Consider the following 250-nt stretch of genomic DNA (forward strand, 5'->3'; position numbering starts at 1 on the left):
CCTGGGCGAACGCGCGCCCGAGGTGTCGCTCGTGGAGCGCCTGCGCGGCTACCTGCACGACAAGCGCCGCGCGGGCCTCGTCGTCGCCGTCGACGACCCCGACTGCCTCGACCCGGCCAGCCACGCCTGGGTGCAGGAGGCGCTCCTGTCGGGCGGTCTGCCCGTCGTGGGCCTCGTCACGCTCGCCGACGACACCACGTGGCGGCACGGCGCGGACGAGCCCGAGCGCCGCATCCCGCTCCTGCCGCTC

1 protein-coding gene is annotated in these 250 nt (G+C 76.8%); it reads left to right on the forward strand.

Annotated elements, in window-relative coordinates; genetic code table 11:
* A partial coding sequence (locus tag DEIPI_RS38855) for a P-loop NTPase family protein (RefSeq protein ID WP_169737012.1) occupies positions 1-250 on the forward strand: 250 nt, incomplete at both ends.

This window comes from Deinococcus pimensis DSM 21231 (genome assembly GCF_000519345.1).
Taxonomy (GTDB): domain Bacteria; phylum Deinococcota; class Deinococci; order Deinococcales; family Deinococcaceae; genus Deinococcus_A; species Deinococcus_A pimensis.